This is a genomic window from Micromonospora sp. NPDC002389 (assembly GCF_040296095.1).
GTDB lineage: Bacteria > Actinomycetota > Actinomycetes > Mycobacteriales > Micromonosporaceae > Micromonospora.
In genome coordinates, this window is sequence record NZ_JBEOWP010000008.1 from 161,385 (window position 1) to 179,537 (window position 18,153).

The window sequence follows — 18,153 nt, forward strand, 5'->3', positions numbered from 1 at the left end:
CCCGCCGTCGCCGGTACCCCGACGGTCCGGCCGCCGGTGCCGGGCGGCCCGGAGGGCGGCCTGCCCGGGCCCGGTGTCGCGGCACCGGTCGACCGGCCACCGGTGACCGTGACGCAGCCGGCGCCCGCCCCGACGCCGAGGGGCGAGCGCGCCCCGGAGCCCACCTGCCCGCCACCCGCACCGGACACGCCCGGCGCGACGGACCCGCACCGATCGGACCCGCACCGATCGGACCTGCACCGGCCGGAGCCACGCCGATCGGACCCGCACCGGCCGGACCTCGCCGGATCGGAGTCCGGAGCGCGCGACGAGGCGGACACCGAGGCCGCGCTGACCGGGTTGCGTCGGCACGTCGGCCGACTCGTCGCCGAGTTGCCCGGTCCGTTGCGCCGCCTCAGGTTGTGCGCCGGCGGGACCGAGCTGGAGGTGGAATGGCAGCACGAGGCCGGAACCGGCCCGCTCGCCTCCGCACCCGGCACGTCGACCGCGCCCGCCGCGTCGGCCGTCCACCCCGCGCCACCCGTACCCACCGTCCCGGTCGGAGCCGGTGCGCCGCCGGTGCCGCCGGTCCCTCGCAGCGCGGTGCGCTCGCCCATGGTCGGCACCTTCTATCGGGCGCCGGAGCCTGGTGCCGCGCCCTTCGTGACCGTCGGCGACCGGGTACGACCCGGGCAGGTGGTCGGCATCGTCGAGGCGATGAAGCTGATGAACGAGATCACCGCCGACCGGGCCGGCCGGGTGACCGAGGTGCTGGTCGCCGACGGCCAGCCGGTGGAGTACGACCAGCCGCTGGTCGCCCTGGACCAGGCCTGAGGTGGTGGACCGTGTTCGAGAAGGTGCTCATCGCCAACCGGGGCGAGATCGCGCTGCGCATCCTGCGGGCCTGCCGTGAGCTGGGCATCCGTACCGCCGTGGTCTACTCCACCGCGGACGCCGACTCGGCCGCGGTGCGGCTGGCCGACGAGGCCGTCCGGATCGGACCGTCGCCCAGCCGTCGCAGCTATCTCAACGCCGCCGCCGTGGTGGAGGCGGCCCGCAAGGTCGGCGCGCAGGCGGTGCATCCCGGCTACGGCTTCCTCTCCGAGGACGCCGACTTCGCCGAGATCTGCGTGGACAACGGGCTCACCTTCGTCGGCCCGTCGCCGCAGGTGATGGCCGCGCTGGCGGACAAGTCCTCGGCCCGGGCGCTGATGCGCCGGGCCGGGCTGCCGCTGCCGCCGGGTGCGGTGCAACCGGTGCCGACGGTGGGCGAGGCCGCGGTGGTCGCCGCCGAGGTGGGCTACCCGGTGATCGTCAAGGCAGCGGCCGGTGGGGGCGGCCGGGGGATGACGGTGGTCCGCGCGCCGGCCGACCTGCCCCGCGCGTACGCCCGCACCCGGGCCGCCGCGCAGGCCGCCTTCGGCGACGACCGGGTGTACGTCGAGCGGTACCTGACCGACGCCCGGCACGTCGAGGTGCAGGTGCTCTGCGACTCCCACGGCAACGGTGTGCACCTGGGCACCCGGGACTGTTCGGTGCAGCGCCGCCACCAGAAGCTTGTCGAGGAGGCACCCGCGCCGGCGCTGGCCCCGGCGACCCTGGACGCGTTGGCGCGGACCGCCCTGCGCGGCGCGCTGGACGTCGGCTTCACCGGTGCCGGGACGCTGGAGTTCCTGGTGGACGCCGAGGAGCGGTTCCACTTCCTGGAGATCAACTGTCGGATCCAGGTGGAGCACCCGGTGACCGAGATGATCACCGGGATCGACCTGGTACACGAGCAGTTCCACATCGCGGCCGGTACACCGCTGCGCCTGCGGCAGGAGGACGTCCGGTTCACCGGGGTGGCCGTCGAGTGCCGGGTCAACGTGGAGGACCCGGACCGAGGTTTCGTCCCCACCCCCGGCCGGCTGGACCGCTTCGTGCCGCCCGGCGGCCCGTTCACCCGGGTCGACACCCACGGGCACGCCGGTTACCTGGTCGGTCCGCACTACGACTCGTTGCTGGCCAAGGTGGCCGTCTGGGCCCCCGACCGCGATCTGGCGCTGAGCCGACTGGACCGGGCCCTGCGCGAGTTCGAGATCACCGGTCCGGGTGTGCGGACCACCATCCCCTTCGTCCGGCGGGTCCTCGACGACGCCGACTTCCGCAAGGGGCGCTACTCCACCGGCCTGGTCGACCGGATGACCGCCGGATCGACCCCCGTTCAGCAGAGGAGAAACCGATGACCGTCACCGATGGCCGTTCGCTGACCGCGGAGATCACCCACATCCTGGTGACCAACTGCGGGCTCGACCCGGACGCGGCCGCCCGCGCCCCGGCCGCCTCCCTGGAGGAACTGGGGATGGACTCGCTCGCGCTGCTCGAACTCTCCGCCGTGGTCGCCGACCGGTGGCGGGTGAGCATCCCGGAGCAGGCCGCGCAGCTCACCATCCCGGCCGTCGCCGAACTGGTCGCCGAGCAGACGGACCCGCCCGCACCGGCCGCCGACCCGCCCGGGCACACCGAGAACAGCATCGTCATCGCCGCGCCGCTGGAACTGGTCTGGTCGGTCACCAACGACGTCGCCGGTTGGCCCGAGCTGTTCACCGAGTACGCCAAGGCCGAGATCCTCGGCCGGGACGGCGACACCGTCCGGTTCCGCCTCACCATGCACCCCGACGAGAACGGGGTGGCCTGGAGCTGGGTCAGCGAACGCACCCCCGACCCGGCGACCCGGCAGGTGCGGGCGCGTCGGGTCGAGACCGGACCGTTCGAGTACATGCGGATCCACTGGACCTACACCGAGGAGCCCGACGGCGTCCGGATGACCTGGGTGCAGGACTTCGCGATGAAGCCGACCGCCCCGGTGGACAACGCCGGGATGACCGAGCGGATCAACACCAACAGCGTGGTGCAGCTCGCCGTGATCAAGGACCGGATCGAGCGGCTGGCCCGGGACCGGGCCGCAGCGGTGGCGACCGCCCCGACGAACGGAGACGACGATGAGTGACCTGGCACTGGTGGCCGCCCGGGACGTACCCGCCGACCGCCGTCGCGGCGGTGAGCTGCGCGTCCTGCTCGGCCCGCGTACCGTCGGCAGCACCTCGGGGTTCATGGGCGTGGCGACCATGGGGCCGGGGGAGCGGATCGCCGAGCACTACCACCCGTACAGCGAGGAGTTCCTCTACGTCGCCCGGGGCACGATCACCGTCGACCTGGACGACGAGCCGGTGCTGCTGACCGCCGGTGAGGCGCTGTTCGTGGCCCGCAACGTCCGGCACCGGCTGCGCAACACCGGTGACGAGCCGGCCGAGGTGGTGTTCCACCTCGGTCCGCTGGCCCCCCGTCCGGAACTGGGTCACGTCGACACCGAGGTGGCCGACGAGCGGAACGGGTCGTGACGGGGCGGCGCACGGTGGTGACCGGGATCGGCGTGGTGGCTCCCGGGGGCGTCACCCGGGACCGGTTCTGGAAGGGCATCACCGAGGGGCGGACCGCGACCCGGCGGATCAGCTTCTTCGACCCGTCGCCGTTCCGTTCGCAGATCGCCGCCGAGTGCGACTTCGACCCGGACGCCGCCCGGCTGACCCCGGCCCAACGACAGCGCGCCGACCGGTACGTGCAGTTCGCGCTGGCCTGCGCCGCCGAGGCGGTCGCCGACAGCGGGTTGGAGTTCACCGACGCCGAGCGGGACCGCACCGGCGTGGTGCTCGGCACCGCCGTCGGCGGCACCATGGCGCTGGAACAGGAGTACGTCACGGTCAGCGACAGTGGACGGCGCTGGCTGGTCGACGCGGCGCTCGGCGGGCCGTACCTCTATCCGGCGCTGGTGCCCAGCAGCCTGGCCGCCGACGTGGCCTGCCACCACGGGCTGCACGGCCCGGCGCAGGTCATCTCCACCGGCTGCACCTCCGGCATCGACGCCATCGGGTACGCCCACCAGCTCATCGCCGACGGCGAGGCGGACATCGTGCTGGCCGGCGCGGCCGACTCGCCGATCTCCCCGGTCACGGTGGCCTCGTTCGACGCGATCAAGGCCACCAGCCCGGACAACGACGATCCGGCGCACGCCTCCCGGCCCTTCGACGCCGACCGGCACGGCTTCGTGCTCGCCGAGGGGGCGGCGGTGCTGGTGCTGGAGGAGGCCACGCACGCCCGGCGGCGCGGCGCGCACGTCTACTGCGAGGTGGCCGGCTACGCCAGCCGCAGCAACGGCTACCACATGACCGGGCTGCGTCCGGACGGGGTGGAGATGGGCCTGGCCATCACCGACGCGCTGCGGCAGGCGCGGCTCGCGCCGGAGGCGGTCTCCTACATCAGCGCGCACGGCTCCGGCACACGGCAGAACGACCGGCACGAGACCGCCGCGTTCAAGCGGGCCCTCGGGCCGGCCGCGTACCGGGTGCCGATCAGCTCGATCAAGTCGATGGTCGGGCACTCGCTGGGCGCGATCGGCTCGATCGAGATGGCCGCGTGCGCGCTGGCCATCGAGTTCGGAGTGGTGCCGCCGACCGCCAACTGGACCACCCGCGATCCGGAGTGCGACCTGGACTACGTGCCGAACGAGGCGCGGGAGGTGCCGGTGGACGTGGCGCTCTCGGTGGGCAGCGGCTTCGGCGGGTTCCAGTCGGCCATGCTGTTCCGCCGCCTCGGCCGGGAGGTGACGCGATGACCGCCCCCGCGTACGACGACACGACGACCGACCGACCGTCCGGCGACGGCACGGTGGCCCGCGCGGTGGTGACCGGCATCGGCGTGGTCGCGCCCAGCGGAGTGGGTGCCGACGCGCACTGGCGCACCGTGCTCGCGGGTCAGCGCCGCACCGGGCCGATCACCCTCTTCGACGCCGGTGGCTACCCGACCCGCCTCGGTGGGGAGGTGGCCGACTTCGACCCGGCCCGGTACGCCGACAACCGCGCCCTGGTGCAGACCGACCGGTGGACCCACCTCGGGTTCGCCGCCACCGGGCTGGCGCTGGCCGACGCCGGCCTGCCCGAGCAGGCTCCCGACCCGTACGCGTGGGCGGTCACGTTGGCCAGTTCCTCCGGCGGCAACCTGTTCGGCCAGCGGGAGCTGCAACGGCTCTGGTCGTCGCCGAGCCGCACGGTCGGGGCGTACCAGTCGATCGCCTGGTTCTACGCGGCCAGCGTCGGGCAGCTCTCCATCCGGCACCAGGCCAAGGGTCCGTGCGGAGTGCTGGTGGCCGAGTCGGCCGGTGGCCTGGACAGCCTCGCCCACGCGGTCCGCACCGTGCGGCGGGGCGCCTCCGTGGTGCTCGCCGGGGCGACCGAGTGCCCGCTGAGCCCGTACGCGCTGGCCTGTCAGCTCCGGTCCGGCCTGCTCAGCGCGGAGACCGACCCGGAGCGGGCGTACCGGCCGTTCGACGCCGCAGCCAGCGGCTACCTGCCCGCCGAGGGCGGGGCGGTCTTCGTGGTGGAGGAGCGGGGTCACGCCCTGGCCCGGGGCGCCCGGATCTACGGCGAGGTGACCGGGTGGGGTGCCACCCACGACGCCGCGCACACCACCGCCGAGTCCGCCGGTGACCCTCGGCAGTACGCCCGCGCCATGCGGCTGGCCCTGGGCCGGGCCGGGGTCGAACCGGACGAGGTGGACGTGGTGTTCCCCGACGCGCTCGGGGTGCCCCGTTACGACCGTTCCGAGGCCGAGGCGCTGCGGTCGGTCTTCGGTGGGCTGGCCCCGCCGGTGACCACGCACAAGTCGCTGACCGGGCGGGCGCACCAGGGCGGTTCGGCGCTGGACGTGGCCACCGCGCTGCTCGCCTTCGCGCACGACACGCTGCCCGCCTCGGCCGGTCCGGACACCGTGGCACCGGGCTGTGAGCTGGGCTTCCTGCGGGCGGCCCGGCGTCCGCGCCACCGACTGGCCCTGGTCTGTGCCCGAGGGTTCGACGGATTCAACAGCGCGCTGGTGCTGCGCGGCGCGCCACCGAGCGGAACGGAGCAGTGATGACGGTGATCGAGCGCGGGGACGGGCCGGGCCCGCAGCGCGGCCGGGTGGTGTTCCTGGTCCGGGTCCCGGTCGACCGCACCGACGACTTCCTGCGGGCGTACGAGGCGGTGCGCCATCTGGTCGCCGGCGGGGTGCCGGGGCACCTGGTCGACCAGGTGTGCCGCTCGGCGACCGATCCGGAGCAGTGGCTGATCACCAGCGAGTGGGCCAGCCTGGCCGACTTCGAGGCGTGGGAGCGCAGTCCCGAGCACCGTGACCTGGTCCGGCCGATGCGGGAGTGCTTCACCGACGCGCGCTCGTTGCGCTTCCAGGTGTACGCCCAGACCCCGGTCCCGGCCTGACCAACCACATCGGATCGTACGTTCGGTCACCTCGTGCGTACCGGGAGTCGACACACGGATCCGATCCTGCCCGTCGGAGGGGGTGTCGACAATCCCGCCAGCCGCCCTTTCTCCTTGAGCCATTTGCATCTGGCAATGCTCGTCCCGGCTGCCGTAGGGTTCCCGCAGCGTTCCGAGGCACGCGGCACGTGGGCGAATCGCCCACGTCGACACAGGACGGTGGCGATCACATGACGGGCCCGCTGTACCTCCCGACCGAGTCGAGCCGGCAGGTGTCCGCCGACCTGTTCGGGCGTCCCGTCGACGAGTGCCGGCCGGAGCGGGTCCGGGGTGGCCGCGGTGAGGTGGCGGGTGCGGAGTCGGCCGCGCGGCACGTCGGCCCGACCGTGGGAGTGGTCCCGGGCGACGAGTGAGGCCCGCCTGACGGGCCTCTTCCGCCACCGACCATCCGGTGCCGCCGGTCGTCCACACAGGTCGGACCGGCGGTCGCGCACCGTGCTCGCCGGGGGTGCCGACCGGTCTGCGGCCGGGGTGCCGAATCGGTCCACCGGGTACCCGACCGGGTCGGGTGAGGGTGGTTCCTCCGATGCCGACGATCCGGGACTCGTTCGGTTTCCGAGCACTTCACAATGCCCGAAACCGGGGTCGGTCGTTCGGTCGGCCGACGCTGACCGAATGGGCAGAACCCAAGCTCTCCGGCCGTGACGATTCCGCCTGAGGGTTGTGGGCGGCCGGGTATGCCGGGATATTGCTGTGATCAATCCCCCTGATGCCTCACACCGGCCTGCGTGGCCATGCCGGTGATTGGAGACCGCGTGTCCACACAGGTTCCCGACCGATGCGCCCTGCCGGCGTTCGACCACAGCCCGGCCCGGGCGCCGAGGAGCCTGTGGTGACAGGCGGCGGCAGCATCCGCAGTCGACTCGCCGCCATCATCGCGTTGCCGGTGGCGGCCGTGCTGCTCCTGCTCGGCTACGTGACGGTCGTCGAGGTGTCGTCCTACCAGGCCGTTCGCAAGGCCAGCGAGTCGGTGTCGCTGGCCCTGCAGGTGCAGGACCTGACCCAGGAGCTGCAGGTCGAGCGTGGCATCAGCGCCGCACTGCTCGGTGGTAACGAGGGCTTCCGTAACGAGGTGGCCCCGGCCCGCGAGCGGGTGGACGAGCGCCGCCGGGCGGTCGAGGAGGCGATCTCCGGCGGCGGACAGGTGGCCGACCGGGTCGGCGCCGCGCTGCGCGAACTCGACGGGCTCGACGTGGTCCGCTCCGCCACCGACAGCGGCAGCGCCGGGCGGGCCGCGACCTTCGACTTCTTCACCGAGCGCATCGCCGCCCTGAACCGCCTCGACTACGACCTGGACCAGGCGCAGGACCCGCAACTGCAACGGCACGTGGCGACCCTCACCGCGTTGAGCCGGATCAAGGAGAGCACCGCCCAGCAGCGCGCCTTCCTCAACGGGGTCTTCTCCGCCGGCGGTTTCGCCGACGGCGAGTTCCTCCAGTTCGCCGAGATGCGGGCGGCCCGCGACACGGCGCTGGCCGACTTCGAGGAGCGGGCCACCCCGGGCCAACGGGCCGCCAACGACTGGGTGCTGGACACCGGCGCCGCCCGGGTGGCCGGCTTCTTCGAGCAGGTCGCGCTCGACTCCGCCGACGGCCGCCGGGTGCAGGTCAACCCGCAGGCCTGGTGGTCGGCCCTGACCACGGTGCTGGACGGCATGCGCCACATGCAGGAGTACGTCGGCGCGGAGATCGAGGCGCGGGCCGCCGAACGGCAGGGCGAGTCGACCCGGCGGCTGTTCGCGCTCGGTGCGTTGGTGGCGTTCTTCCTCGCCGGCGCGGTGGGCCTGCTGGTGCTCGCCTCCCGCTCGATCACCCGGCCGCTGGCGATGCTGGCCGCCGAGGCGCGTGACCTGGCCGCCAACCGACTGCCCGTCGCCGTGCGGCAGCTCCAGGACGGCACCGAGGAGAGCGAACCACGGGCCCCGGAGCCGGTCCAGGTGCCGACCCGCTCCAGCACCGAGGTCCGCTCGGTGGCCGGCGCCCTCGACCAGGTCCAGGAAGTGGCGTTCCGCCTCGCCACCGAGCAGGCGGTGCTGCGGCGAAGCACCACCGAGTCGCTGGCCAACCTGGGTCGACGCAACCAGAACCTGCTCCGCCGCCAGCTCAGCTTCATCACCAAGCTCGAACGGGAGGAGACCGACCCGGCCGGGCTGGCCAACCTCTTCGAGCTGGACCACCTGGCCACCCGCATGCGCCGGAACGCGGAGAGCCTGCTGGTCCTGGTGGGGGCCGGCGGTCCCCGCCAGTGGACGCGGCCACTCGCGATCGCCGACGTCATCCGGGCCGCCATCTCCGAGGTCGAGGAGTACCGGCGGGTGCAGATCCGCCGGATCGACGACGCCTGGGTGGTCGGCGCCAACGTCAGCGCGGTCGCGCACATGCTCGCCGAGCTGGTCGAGAACGGGCTGACCTTCTCCCCGCCGGACTCCGACGTGGAGATCCAGGGCCGGCGCAGCGGGGACGGTTACCTCGTGGCCATCACCGACCAGGGCATCGGCATGTCGCCCGAGGACCTGGCCGAGGCCAACGCCCGCCTGCGCGGCGAGGTCGACTACGTCTCGGCCCCGACCCGCTACCTCGGCCACCACGTGGTCGGTCAGCTCGCCCGGGACCTCGGCATCGACGTGCAGCTCGCACCCTCCCCGGTGACCGGGGTGACCGCCCGGGTGCTGCTGCCCGCCACGGTGCTGACCAACCGGAACGCGATCGCCCCGGACGACGGGGCGGACGCGGTCGGCACCACGCAGACGGCCATCACGGTCACCTCCACCACCGCCCGGGTGGCCGCCGAACCGGCCGCGCCGCCGCTCCTGCCGTCGGTGCCCGCCGCCCGTCCGACGCCCGCCGTCGGCATCGCCGGGGTCGGTCCGCGAACCGCCATCGACGCGCCGCCGCACGCCACCCGCGTCGCGCCCGCCGCGCCGCGCGGGCATGACCGGCCCGTCGCCGGTCGGCCGCCCACCATCGCCGGCGAGGTGTCCGCCGTCGGCCCGGTGGAGGAGCGCACCACCAACGGGCTGCGCAAACGCCTGCCCCGCGAGCGGCGTGCCAGCGCGCCCGCACCGGCCGCCGACCCGGTCGCGTCCGCGCCGCGTCCGGCCGCCATGGACGACTCGCCGATGGAGATCCGGAACCGGTTGACCGCGCTGCGGGCCGGAACGCTCCGCGGCCAGGTCGACCGGCCGGCACCACCGACCCGGTCCAGCGACGACACCACGACCGAGCCTTGGGGGGCCCGTGAAGGTTGACATCCAGAGCGATCCACACCAGTTGAACTGGCTGCTGGCGAACTTCGTCCGGCAGACGGACGGGGTACGGGACGCGGTCGCCGTCTCGTCCGACGGGTTGCTCATCGCCGTCTCCGCAGGTCTCAACCGGGGTGCCGGCGACCAACTCGCCGCGATCGTGTCCAGCATGGCCAGCCTGGCCCGGACCGCCTCCCGCAAGTACGACTTCGACGGGCTGAAACTCATCATGATCGAGATGAGGCGCGGCTTCCTGCTGGTGTCGGCGATCAGCGACGGCAGTTGCCTGGGGGTGCTCGCCGACGGGGACTGCGACCTGGGCCTGGTCGGCTACGAGATCTCGCTGCTCGCCGACCGGTTCGGCAGCATGCTGACACCCGCTTTGATCTCCGAGTCGAGACGGGTGCTGCCCCGGTGAGCGGTGCCGGACCGCGGCTGCCCGACCCGCGGATGATCCCGTACTGGACCGCTGCCCCGGCGTCGGACGGCCCGGCTCCCGAGCCACCGCCGTCCACACCGGAGCCGTCCGACGCGGAGGCGGTACGTCCGTTCCTGCTCACCGGCGGACGTACTCGGCCGGTTCAGGACGGCCTGCGGGTGGAGACGTTGCTCTCCGCCCAACCGGCGGCGCTCTCCGCGCCGCTGCGTTTCGAGGCCCGCCGGATCGTCGAGTTGTGCCAGCGGCCGATCACCGTGGCCGACCTGGCGGTGGCGCTGCGGGTGCCGCTCGGCGTCACCCGGGTGCTGGTGGCAGACCTGCTCAGCGAGGGCTACCTGCGCCGTGAGGAACAGGGCGAGCTCTCCGTCGCCATGATCGAGAGGATCAGGGACCGTGTCCGCGCTCTCTAGCCAGCCGCCCACACCCACCGCGGTCAAGATCGTGGTGAGCGGGGGGTTCGGCGTCGGCAAGACCACCTTCGTCGGCGCGGTGTCGGAGATCGAGCCGCTCGTCACCGAGGCCGACCTGACCGAGGTCTCGGTGGGGGTCGACGACACCTCGGTGGTGTCCGGCAAGACCACCACCACCGTGGCCCTGGACTTCGGCCGGATCAGCCTCGACGAGTCCCTGCTGATGTACCTGTTCGGCACGCCCGGACAGGACCGGTTCGCCTTCCTCTGGGACGACCTGGTGGACGGCGCGCTGGGTGCGGTCGTGCTGATCGACACCCGGCGGATCGAGGACTGCTTCCCGGCCATCGACTACTTCGAGGACCATCACATCCCGTTCCTGCTGGCCGTCAACACGTTCGAGGCGACCCGCCGCTTCGCGCTGGCCGAGGTGCGCGAGGCCCTCGGCGTGGCCGACGACGTGGTGCTGGTGGAGTGCGACGCGCGTCAGCGGGAGTCGGTCAAGCAGGTGCTCGTTGCGCTCACCGAGGTGGTGCTGGCGCAACGCCTCGCGCGGGCCGGCGCCGGTCGCTGACCAGCGGACGCCCCAGCACCCCTCCGGCCCAGCGGACGGCCGCACCCCTCCGGCCCCGCGGCCGGGCGCAACGACGAAGAGGAGAAGAGGCAGCGATGCAGAGATCAGGGTGGACCAGGGCGGCGGCCCTCGCCTGCGTGGCCGCACTGGCACTGACCGGCTGCGCAGCCGACATCCAGCCCCGGGTCGCGCCGCCGGGGCCGCCGGAGCGGACGGAGTGCGGCACGCTGACGCTGGCCAACCTGCCGTGGATCGGGTACGAGGCGAACCTCGCGGTGATCGGCTACCTGGCCAAGAACCGGCTCAACTGCACGGTGGTGGTCAAGGACCTCACCGCAGAGGAGGCATGGGAGGAGGTCGCCGCCGGCAGCACCGACGTCATCCTGGAGAACTGGGGCCGTGAGGGACTGAAGAAGAAGTACATCGACGAGGAACGCAAGGCCGTCGAGCACGGCATGACCGGCAACAAGGGCGTCGTCGGCTGGTACGTGACGCCGTGGCTGGTCGAGCAGCACCCCAACATCACCAACTGGCGCAACCTCAACGACTACGCCTACCTGTTCCGGACGCCCACCTCCGGCGGCCGGGGTGTCCTGCTCAACGGCGACCCCTCGTACGAGACCAACGACCGGGCGTTGATCCGCAACCTGAAGCTGAACTACACCGTCAGCACCGTGGGCAGCGAAGACAAGCTCATCGAGGCGTTCCGGGAGGCGGAGCGCGACCGTCGGCCGGCGATCGGCTACTTCTATGCGCCGCAGTGGTTCCTCGCCGAGGTCGACCTGGTGCACGTCAAGCTGCCGCCCTACACCCCGGGCTGTGACGTGGACCCGGAGAAGGTGGCCTGCGACTACCAGCCCTACGACCTCGACAAGATCGCCAACCGGGAGTTCGCCGAGTCCGGCAACCCGGCCGCCGAACTGATCAAGAACTTCCAGTGGACCAACGCCCAGCAGAACGAGGTGGCCCGCTACCTCACGGTCGACGAGTTGTCCCACGACGAGGCCGCCAAGAAGTGGCTGGACGCCAACCCGGACGTCTGGCAGGACTGGCTGCCCGCCGACTGAGTCGGCCCACCCGGCGGACCGCGTACCGATCGGCCGCCGGACAGAGCGCGGCGGCGTGGCCCGGTCTCGGGCCACGCCGTCGACCGGTCAGCGGGGCGCGTCCCGGACGACTAGAGTCCGATCTCGTGCATGCTCCCGAGGTCGGTGTCGCGACTCCAGCGGACCGGACGCCGGTGGTCGACGCTTTGGTGGCCGCGTTCGTCACGGATCCCGTCGTTCGCTTCTTCTTTTCCGACGACGAGAGCTACGCACGGTCGGCTGCCGTCCTCTTCGGTCACCTCTTCGACAAGCAGGTGGTCAAGGGCACCGTCTGGACCGTCGAGCGGGGTGCCGCGACCGCCATCTGGGAGCCGCCGGTCGCCGGTACGGCCATCCTCGACGACGGACGTCGCCCGGCCTTGCCCGACGACGCGCTGCGCCGGGTGCACGCCTACGACCAGGCGCTGCGTGCCGTCCTGCCCCGCCATCCGCACTGGTACCTGGGCATACTCGGCACCCACCCGGCGCACGCCGGTCGCCGCCTGGGAAGGGCCGCGATGAGCGCGGGGCTGCGTCGGGCCGCCGACGACGGCCTGCCGGCCGTGCTGGAGACCGGCAACCCGGTCAACGTCGAGATCTACCGACGTGCCGGGTGGGAGCTGGTCGACACGCTGACCGACCCGATCCCGGTCTGGGTGATGCGACGCTGACCCGCTCCACCCGCCCGCTCCGCTCGCTCCACCCGTCCGCCCGGCTCCACCCGCTCCACCCGCTCCACCCGCTCCACCCGGTCCGCTCGCGGCCCGCACCAGGCCCATCCTCCTTCCTCCACTGCAAGATCACGCTCGATCCGGGATCGAGTGGTCATCGTCGCGCTCGGATACCACTCGATCCGGGATCGAGCGTGATCTTCGGTAAGCGGGGGCTTCTCCGGCGGCCGGTGGGACTTCTGTGCCGGTGACCAGCTCGGTGTCATCCGAGCTGTCAGACCTCGGGCGGCGTTGCGTCGAAGGTGCTGCCTGGATGGTGATGGAAGTGCCGCCGTAAGCCCTGCCGGACGAGTCGGGTGGAGGGCGCTATGCCGATTCATGTGGCGGTAGCGTGCCTTCTCCACCCACTATCCGATATGGAGGATGGATTGGTTTCCAGACTGGTCCGGATGGCACTCGTCGTCACCTTGGCGCTGGCCGGGGGCACAGTGGCCGTGGTGTCGCCCGCACAGGCTGCCCCGACGAAGTTCAAGAACTGCACCGCGCTGAACAAGAAGTACCGGCATGGCGTCGGCAAGAAGGGCGCACGGGACAAGGTTCGCGGCAGAACGAAGCCGGTCACGAACTTCAAGGTTTCGACGGCGATCTACAACGCGAACACCAAACTCGACCGTGACAAGGACGGCGTCGCCTGCGAAAAGCGATAGCGGCTGGCCACGGGCTCGGGACACTCCCGGCCTGCCACCGGTGATGCCGGTCCGCCACCTCGCCGATCATGGAGTAACGGCCTGCGCGAAAGCCGTGAACAGAGGTATTTCGCCTACCACAACTCCATGATCGGCGGGGCCGGCGGGGCCGGCGGGGCAGGCGGGGCAGGTGGGGCAGGCGGGGTGCCCTCGGCGGTCGCCAGCCAGACTGCTCTGCGCGCAGCAGGCGGCCCGGCGGATGACGGCCTGACCAGAAGGGCGCTGGCAGCCGGGGCAGGGGCGGTTCGGTGGGTGCGGCGTCAGGCTTCGGGCGGTGCCGTCGCGGCCCGGTGGGCGGCGGCGAGCCGCTTCGGCGCGCGGGCGAACCACGCCTCCGTGACGATCTCGGTCAGTTCGGCCTCGTCGATCCGGTCCAACTGCACCAGCACCGCCGGGTAGCCGTCGAGGTGGGGCGTGGTCAGGTAGACGGCGGGGTCGTCAGCGAGCAGCGCCTCCTTGACGCCGAGGTCGGCGACGCGTACGCCGAGGATCGGGCCGTCCGGCGCGGCCGGTCCGAGCGCGTCGAGGTCGGTGCGGCGCAAGGGCCGCTCCCACACGAAGGACTTGTCCCGTACGGTCCAGGCGGGCAGCCCGTCGTAGGAGGGGCGCTCGCCGGTCTCCGGCAGGCTCAACGCGATCCGGCGGACGTCATCCCAACTGGCCACCGCCCGACCATACGCCCCGACCGAGGCCGGCAGGAGGCGCGCACCGGTCCCGTACGGCGTGTCGGACGCGGCGCCACGCGCACCTCGACGGCGACACACCGCGTTCGCCGGAAAGCGAACGGTGACCTTCGCCGTACCGTGCTCCTGCGTGGACGGCCATAATGGGCGGCATGGTTGCCTGGGAGTACGCCCTGCTGGTTCGCCGTTACCAGGGACAGGGCCGCAATTTCCACGTCTCGTTCGTCTGGTACGGCCCGGACGGATCCCGTAAGGACATCACCGCGTACGGCGACACCGCCGTGGCACACCTCAACCGGTACGGCCGGGAAGGCTGGGAACTGGTCACCGCCGCCGAGGACGTCAACAACGTCCAGGGCAGCACCGAGGTGCACCGATACCACCTCAAGCGCCCGCTGAACTAGTCCACCCCACCGTCGGTCGACCACCGCCCGGGAACGCGTTGACGGCGCGTCCCGGGCGTCGTCACGCTTGTCGACAGATGTCGATGCGTGTGCGTCGACCGGTCTGTTGCAGGGGGTACTCATGCGCAAACGCAGGATGCTGGCGCCGGTGGCGGCGCTCGCCACGGTGGGCGCGGCGCTGGTGGTCGGTGCGGCACCGGCTGCGGCGGATCCGCCCGGCGGGACGCTGCGCGGGGTCTACTACAGCTACACCTTCTGTCAGTCGTACGGTGCCTCGGGCATCAGCGAGAACCGGTGGGACTGGTGGTACTGCGAGCAGAGTGCCGCCCCGCAGAGCGCCCAGTGGTTCCTCTGGACGTTCGACTACGCCTGATCCGCTCGCGGCGCGCGCCGGGCCGGTGACACCGGCCCGGCGCACGTCCGTCGTCAGCCCAGGTCGACGTTCGGGTACAGCGGGAACCCGGCGAGCAACTCGCCGGCCTGCCGGCTGACCTTGTCCGCGAGCGCGGGGTCCAGCACGTACTTTGCCTTGGAGGCGGTGCCGTCCGGGTTCGCGCCGGCGCTGGTCTGGCTGAGCACCGTGTGGATCAGCTCGGCGGTGCCGTCCATCTCGGCCGTGCCCAGCCCACGGGTGGTCAGCGCGGGCGTGCCGATCCGGATGCCCGAGGTGTACCAGGCGCCGTTGGCGTCCTGCGGCACCGCGTTGCGGTTGGTCACGATGCCCGAGTCCAGCAGCGCCTGCTCGGCCTGCCGACCGGTCAGCCCGTAGCCGGTGACGTCGATGAGCACCAGGTGGTTGTCGGTGCCGCCGGTGACCAGCGTGGCGCCCCGACGCAGCAGCCCGTCGGCCAGCGCCTGGGCGTTGTCGACGATCCGCTGGGCGTAGTCGGCGAAGTCGGGGCGACGCGCCTCGGCCAGCGCGACCGCCTTGGCGGCCATCACGTGTGGCAGCGGGCCGCCGAGCACCATCGGGCAGCCCCGGTCCACCTGGTCGGCCAGCTCCGGGCCGCAGAGCACCATGCCGCCGCGCGGGCCGCGCAGTGACTTGTGCGTGGTGGTGGTGACGATGTGCGCGTGCGGCACCGGGTCGAAGTCGCCGGTGAAGACCTTGCCGGCGACCAGACCGGCGAAGTGGGCCATGTCCACCATGAGGGTGGCGCCGACCGAGTCGGCGATCTCCCGCATGATCCGGAAGTTCACCTTGCGCGGGTACGCCGAGTAGCCGGCGACCAGCACCAGCGGCCGGAACTCGCGGGCCGCCTCGGCGACCCGGTCGTAGTCGATCAGACCGGTGGCCGGGTCGGTGCCGTAGCTGCGCTGGTCGAACATCTTGCCGGAGATGTTGGGCCGGAAGCCGTGGGTGAGGTGACCGCCCGCGTCCAGCGACATGCCGAGCATCCGCTGGTCGCCCAGCTCCCGGCGGAGCGCGAACCAGTCCTGCTCGGTGAGGTCGTTGACGTGCCGGGCCTGCGCACGCTTGAGCGCGGGGGACTCCACCCGGTCGGCCAGGATGGCCCAGAACGCCACCAGGTTCGCGTCGATGCCCGAGTGCGGCTGCACGTACGCGTGCGTCGCGCCGAACAGCTCCCGGGCGTGCTCGGCGGCGAGCGCCTCGACCGTGTCGACGTTCTGGCAGCCGGCGTAGAACCGGCGCCCGACCGTGCCCTCGGCGTACTTGTCGCTGAACCAGTTGCCCATCGCCAGCAGGGTGGCCGGCGAGGCGTAGTTCTCGCTGGCGATCAGCTTGAGCGACTCGCGCTGGTCGGCCAGCTCCGCACCGATGGCGTCGGCCACCCGGGGCTCGACGGCGCGGATGACCTCCAGCGCGCTGCGGAAGGCGGCGGATTCGGCGTTCGGCGGCATGCGACCTCCTGGTGACGTACGGAAGGCCCAGGCGCTCGGCGTGCGTCCTCATGACGGGGCCGCTTCCCGATGGTGCTCCATCTCGACGCGCCAGTCACGGCCCCCGCCGATCCTAGCGGGTCGGCTACCCGGCCCCGCGCACACCGGGTCGGACCGGTCCCGACCGGCCCGCGAGGTCGCCCCCGCGTCGGCCGTACGCGTCGTACGCTCGGCAGATGGCGACCGCGGCCGAGGAGATCCGGGTGGGGCGGCGGGTGGTACGCGTCTCCAGCCCGGACAAGCCGTACTTCCCGGAGCGCGGGCTGACCAAGCTCGACGTGGTGCGCTACTTCCTCGCCGTCGGCGACGGGATCCTGCGCGCGCTCAGGGACCGGCCGACCATGCTGGAGCGCTGGCCGCGTGGCGTGTTCGAGGGGGCGACGGTCGCCACCCGGCAGGACAACCGGGGCGACGCCTTCTATCAGAAGCGGGTGCCGGCCGGCGCGCCCGACTGGGTGGGCACCGCGCACATCACGTTCCCCAGCGGGCGCAGCGCCGACGAGGTCGCGCCGGGGGAGCTGGCGGTGGTGATCTGGGCGGTCAACCTGGGCACCCTGCGGTTCCACCCGTGGCCGGTGACCCGGGCCGACGTGGAGCGGCCGGACCAGCTCCGGATCGACCTGGACCCGCTGCCCGGGGTGGGGTTCGACCAGGTCGTCCCGGTGGCGCACGAGGTGCACGGCTTCCTCGACGAACTGGGCCTGACCGGCTACCCCAAGACCACCGGCGGTCGCGGCCTGCACGTGTACGTCCCGATCGAGCCCCGGTGGAGCTTCGGCGACTGCCGGCGGGCGGTGCTGGCGCTCGGCGGCGAGATGCGGCGGCGCCGGCCGGACCTGGTCACCACCACCTGGTGGCGGGACCAGCGCGACCGGCCGGTCTTCGTCGACTACAACCAGATGGCCCGGGACCACACGATGACCTCGGCGTACTCGATCCGGCCGACGCCTGCGGCGCTGGTCTCCGCCCCGCTCGACTGGGCCGAGCTGGACGACGTACGCCCGGAGGACTTCGACGTGACCACCGTGCCGGCCCGGTTCGCCGAGCGGGGCGACCCGCACGCCGGTCTGGACGGGCGACGGTTCTCGCTGGACCCGCTGCTGGAGCTGGCCGACCGGGAGGGGCTGGCCGCGCCGCCGGAGCGCTGAGCGGCGGTCAGGCCCACGGGCTGCGGACGCCGTCGTACTCCTCGAAGACCAGCCAGCTCCGGGTGGACAGCACCCCGGCGATGCGCTGGACCCGGTCCAGCACCACGTCCCGCAGGGTGGCGTTGTCCGGCGCCCGGACCAGGGCGAGTACGTCGTGTTCGCCGCTGAGCAGCGCCACGTGCTCGACGTAGCGCACCCGGGCCAGCTCCGCCGACACCTCCCGCCAGGTGTTCTGCTGGATGGTCAGGGCGATGTACGCCGAGGTGCCCAACCCGGCCGGCTCCGGCGCGACCCGAGCGGCGAACCCGGTGACCACCCCGTCGCGCAGCAGCCGTTCCATCCGCGCGTACGCGTTGGTGCGCGACACGTGCACCCGTTCGGCGAGCGTCCGGACGGAGATCCGCCCGTCCCGGGTCAGTTCGTCCAGGATCCGCCGGTCCACCTCGTCCAGCATCGGGGCCGTTCGTCCCGGTCCACCCCGCAGGGGCGCTGCGTCAGCGGTCTCCTGGCTCACCTGA

The 18,153-nt window shown here is 72.6% G+C and carries 21 protein-coding genes and 1 riboswitch; of the genes, 18 read left to right on the plus strand and 3 right to left on the minus strand.

The genetic code is table 11. The annotated features are described in order from the left end of the window. Positions 1–234: 234 nt before the first annotated feature. The 15 genes from accB to ABT008_RS17480 all read left to right on the plus strand — a co-directional run bounded on the left by accB (position 235) and on the right by ABT008_RS17480 (position 13,459). Entirely contained in the window at positions 235–813 is a 579-nt protein-coding gene (gene accB, locus ABT008_RS17410) for an acetyl-CoA carboxylase biotin carboxyl carrier protein (protein ID WP_502890447.1), read from the plus strand. Positions 814–824: 11 nt separating this feature from the next. Continuing rightward, positions 825–2,204 (plus strand): acetyl-CoA carboxylase biotin carboxylase subunit, encoded by a 1,380-nt coding sequence (locus ABT008_RS17415; RefSeq protein WP_350697244.1) that lies wholly within the window; start codon positions 825–827, stop codon positions 2,202–2,204. Beyond that, positions 2,201–2,968, plus strand: a complete 768-nt coding sequence (locus ABT008_RS17420; RefSeq protein ID WP_350697245.1) for an SRPBCC family protein — start codon at positions 2,201–2,203, stop codon at positions 2,966–2,968. Before ABT008_RS17415 ends, ABT008_RS17420 begins: the two co-directional genes overlap by 4 nt. Further along, on the plus strand, positions 2,961–3,359 hold the full coding sequence (locus ABT008_RS17425) for a cupin domain-containing protein (RefSeq protein ID WP_131054094.1): 399 nt from the start codon (positions 2,961–2,963) through the stop codon (positions 3,357–3,359). Before ABT008_RS17420 ends, ABT008_RS17425 begins: the two co-directional genes overlap by 8 nt. Beyond that, positions 3,356–4,630 carry a beta-ketoacyl-[acyl-carrier-protein] synthase family protein gene (locus ABT008_RS17430; RefSeq protein WP_350697246.1) on the plus strand — a complete coding sequence of 425 codons (1,275 nt, stop codon included), beginning with the start codon at positions 3,356–3,358 and terminating at the stop codon, positions 4,628–4,630. The genes ABT008_RS17425 and ABT008_RS17430 overlap by 4 nt, the downstream gene beginning before the upstream one ends. Then, the gene (locus ABT008_RS17435) at positions 4,627–5,925 is read left to right on the plus strand and encodes a beta-ketoacyl synthase N-terminal-like domain-containing protein (protein ID WP_350697247.1); all 1,299 of its coding nucleotides are present in this window, start codon (positions 4,627–4,629) and stop codon (positions 5,923–5,925) included. Before ABT008_RS17430 ends, ABT008_RS17435 begins: the two co-directional genes overlap by 4 nt. Continuing rightward, positions 5,925–6,269: an antibiotic biosynthesis monooxygenase family protein gene (locus ABT008_RS17440; RefSeq protein WP_350697248.1), complete on the plus strand. Its 345-nt coding sequence runs from the start codon at positions 5,925–5,927 to the stop codon at positions 6,267–6,269. The genes ABT008_RS17435 and ABT008_RS17440 overlap by 1 nt, the downstream gene beginning before the upstream one ends. 230 nt (positions 6,270–6,499) lie before the next feature. Further along, on the plus strand, positions 6,500–6,682 hold the full coding sequence (locus ABT008_RS17445; RefSeq protein ID WP_350697249.1) for a hypothetical protein: 183 nt from the start codon (positions 6,500–6,502) through the stop codon (positions 6,680–6,682). Between the two features lie 425 nt (positions 6,683–7,107). Beyond that, positions 7,108–9,576 carry a sensor histidine kinase gene (locus tag ABT008_RS17450; RefSeq protein WP_350697250.1) on the plus strand — a complete coding sequence of 823 codons (2,469 nt, stop codon included), beginning with the start codon at positions 7,108–7,110 and terminating at the stop codon, positions 9,574–9,576. Continuing rightward, positions 9,566–9,991 carry a roadblock/LC7 domain-containing protein gene (locus tag ABT008_RS17455; protein WP_350697251.1) on the plus strand — a complete coding sequence of 142 codons (426 nt, stop codon included), beginning with the start codon at positions 9,566–9,568 and terminating at the stop codon, positions 9,989–9,991. The genes ABT008_RS17450 and ABT008_RS17455 overlap by 11 nt, the downstream gene beginning before the upstream one ends. Further along, positions 9,988–10,422, plus strand: coding sequence for a DUF742 domain-containing protein (locus tag ABT008_RS17460; RefSeq protein ID WP_350697252.1), 435 nt, complete (start codon positions 9,988–9,990; stop codon positions 10,420–10,422). Before ABT008_RS17455 ends, ABT008_RS17460 begins: the two co-directional genes overlap by 4 nt. After that, positions 10,406–10,996: a GTP-binding protein gene (locus ABT008_RS17465; RefSeq protein ID WP_350697253.1), complete on the plus strand. Its 591-nt coding sequence runs from the start codon at positions 10,406–10,408 to the stop codon at positions 10,994–10,996. Before ABT008_RS17460 ends, ABT008_RS17465 begins: the two co-directional genes overlap by 17 nt. Before the next feature lie 95 nt (positions 10,997–11,091). Next, the gene (locus tag ABT008_RS17470; protein ID WP_350697254.1) at positions 11,092–12,063 is read left to right on the plus strand and encodes a glycine betaine ABC transporter substrate-binding protein; all 972 of its coding nucleotides are present in this window, start codon (positions 11,092–11,094) and stop codon (positions 12,061–12,063) included. A gap of 125 nt (positions 12,064–12,188) precedes the next feature. After that, positions 12,189–12,752 carry a GNAT family N-acetyltransferase gene (locus tag ABT008_RS17475; RefSeq protein WP_350697255.1) on the plus strand — a complete coding sequence of 188 codons (564 nt, stop codon included), beginning with the start codon at positions 12,189–12,191 and terminating at the stop codon, positions 12,750–12,752. A gap of 449 nt (positions 12,753–13,201) precedes the next feature. Further along, positions 13,202–13,459, plus strand: a complete 258-nt coding sequence (locus ABT008_RS17480) for an excalibur calcium-binding domain-containing protein (RefSeq protein ID WP_350697256.1) — start codon at positions 13,202–13,204, stop codon at positions 13,457–13,459. Positions 13,460–13,758: 299 nt separating this feature from the next. Here ABT008_RS17480 and ABT008_RS17485 read toward each other — a convergent pair whose 3' ends face one another. Continuing rightward, complete coding sequence (locus ABT008_RS17485) at positions 13,759–14,163, minus strand: MmcQ/YjbR family DNA-binding protein (RefSeq protein WP_350697257.1); 405 nt, start codon at positions 14,161–14,163, stop codon at positions 13,759–13,761. A gap of 161 nt (positions 14,164–14,324) precedes the next feature. Here ABT008_RS17485 and ABT008_RS17490 point away from each other — a divergent pair, with 161 nt between their 5' ends. Together ABT008_RS17490 and ABT008_RS17495 are read left to right on the plus strand one after the other, a co-directional pair. Then, positions 14,325–14,585, plus strand: a complete 261-nt coding sequence (locus ABT008_RS17490; RefSeq protein ID WP_117228080.1) for a hypothetical protein — start codon at positions 14,325–14,327, stop codon at positions 14,583–14,585. Positions 14,586–14,706: 121 nt separating this feature from the next. Then, positions 14,707–14,958 (plus strand): hypothetical protein, encoded by a 252-nt coding sequence (locus ABT008_RS17495; RefSeq protein ID WP_350697258.1) that lies wholly within the window; start codon positions 14,707–14,709, stop codon positions 14,956–14,958. A gap of 53 nt (positions 14,959–15,011) precedes the next feature. Here ABT008_RS17495 and ABT008_RS17500 read toward each other — a convergent pair whose 3' ends face one another. Next, positions 15,012–16,448, minus strand: coding sequence for a glycine hydroxymethyltransferase (locus ABT008_RS17500; RefSeq protein WP_350697259.1), 1,437 nt, complete (start codon positions 16,446–16,448; stop codon positions 15,012–15,014). Between the two features lie 18 nt (positions 16,449–16,466). Then, positions 16,467–16,556: riboswitch (ZMP/ZTP riboswitch) on the minus strand. Positions 16,557–16,663: 107 nt separating this feature from the next. On the opposite strand from ABT008_RS17500, the gene ABT008_RS17505 reads away from it, so the two are divergent. Then, positions 16,664–17,635 carry a DNA polymerase domain-containing protein gene (locus ABT008_RS17505; RefSeq protein WP_350697260.1) on the plus strand — a complete coding sequence of 324 codons (972 nt, stop codon included), beginning with the start codon at positions 16,664–16,666 and terminating at the stop codon, positions 17,633–17,635. Positions 17,636–17,642: 7 nt separating this feature from the next. Here the strand turns inward: ABT008_RS17505 and ABT008_RS17510 are convergent, their stop codons facing one another. After that, positions 17,643–18,089, minus strand: coding sequence for an Lrp/AsnC family transcriptional regulator (locus ABT008_RS17510; RefSeq protein ID WP_350697391.1), 447 nt, complete (start codon positions 18,087–18,089; stop codon positions 17,643–17,645). Between the last annotated feature and the right edge of the window lie 64 nt (positions 18,090–18,153).

What these genes read in the sequence shown, in the direction of transcription:
- ABT008_RS17420 (WP_350697245.1), top strand. Translation starts at nt 2,201, where the DNA reads ATGACCGTCACCGATGGCCGTTCGCTGACCGCGGAGATCACCCACATC.
- ABT008_RS17425 (WP_131054094.1), top strand. Translation starts at nt 2,961, where the DNA reads ATGAGTGACCTGGCACTGGTGGCCGCCCGGGACGTACCCGCCGACCGC.
- ABT008_RS17435 (WP_350697247.1), top strand. Translation starts at nt 4,627, where the DNA reads ATGACCGCCCCCGCGTACGACGACACGACGACCGACCGACCGTCCGGC.
- ABT008_RS17440 (WP_350697248.1), top strand. Translation starts at nt 5,925, where the DNA reads ATGACGGTGATCGAGCGCGGGGACGGGCCGGGCCCGCAGCGCGGCCGG.
- ABT008_RS17445 (WP_350697249.1), top strand. Translation starts at nt 6,500, where the DNA reads ATGACGGGCCCGCTGTACCTCCCGACCGAGTCGAGCCGGCAGGTGTCC.
- ABT008_RS17450 (WP_350697250.1), top strand. Translation starts at nt 7,108, where the DNA reads ATGCGCCCTGCCGGCGTTCGACCACAGCCCGGCCCGGGCGCCGAGGAG.
- ABT008_RS17470 (WP_350697254.1), top strand. Translation starts at nt 11,092, where the DNA reads ATGCAGAGATCAGGGTGGACCAGGGCGGCGGCCCTCGCCTGCGTGGCC.
- ABT008_RS17480 (WP_350697256.1), top strand. Translation starts at nt 13,202, where the DNA reads ATGGCACTCGTCGTCACCTTGGCGCTGGCCGGGGGCACAGTGGCCGTG.
- ABT008_RS17490 (WP_117228080.1), top strand. Translation starts at nt 14,325, where the DNA reads ATGGGCGGCATGGTTGCCTGGGAGTACGCCCTGCTGGTTCGCCGTTAC.
- ABT008_RS17495 (WP_350697258.1), top strand. Translation starts at nt 14,707, where the DNA reads ATGCGCAAACGCAGGATGCTGGCGCCGGTGGCGGCGCTCGCCACGGTG.
- ABT008_RS17500 (WP_350697259.1), bottom strand. Translation starts at nt 16,448, where the DNA reads ATGCCGCCGAACGCCGAATCCGCCGCCTTCCGCAGCGCGCTGGAGGTC.
- ABT008_RS17505 (WP_350697260.1), top strand. Translation starts at nt 16,664, where the DNA reads ATGGCGACCGCGGCCGAGGAGATCCGGGTGGGGCGGCGGGTGGTACGC.
- ABT008_RS17510 (WP_350697391.1), bottom strand. Translation starts at nt 18,089, where the DNA reads ATGCTGGACGAGGTGGACCGGCGGATCCTGGACGAACTGACCCGGGAC.